The sequence below is a fragment of the Burkholderia sp. SIMBA_051 genome (assembly GCF_046534915.1).
Taxonomy (GTDB): domain Bacteria; phylum Pseudomonadota; class Gammaproteobacteria; order Burkholderiales; family Burkholderiaceae; genus Burkholderia; species Burkholderia ambifaria.
Map to the genome: position 1 here is coordinate 1 of NZ_JAWRXS010000247.1, position 274 is coordinate 274.

General features: G+C 65.7%; 1 pseudogene. It reads left to right on the forward strand.

What is annotated here, in order from left to right:
• Positions 1-274, forward strand: a pseudogene (locus SB771_RS34385) (sugar ABC transporter ATP-binding protein); the annotation flags it as partial.

The following is a 274-nucleotide window of genomic DNA, read 5'->3' on the forward strand; positions in this document are numbered from 1 at the left end:
TATTCGCCAAATGGAATCATCCGCGGCCGAAGGTGTTGCTGCTCGACGAGCCGACCGTTGGCGTCGATGTCGGCGCGCGCGAGGAAATCTACGGCGTGGTGCGCAACGCGGCGCGCGCGGGCACGGGCGTCGTCGTGGTGTCGTCGGATCTGGACGAGCTGTTGCGGCTGTGCGACCGCATCTCCATCGTGGTGGACGGCTCGATCGTGCGAACCGTCGAGCGCGCGCAGCTACGCACCGCCGAAGAACTGCACCATCTCATTCAACTTCCCCG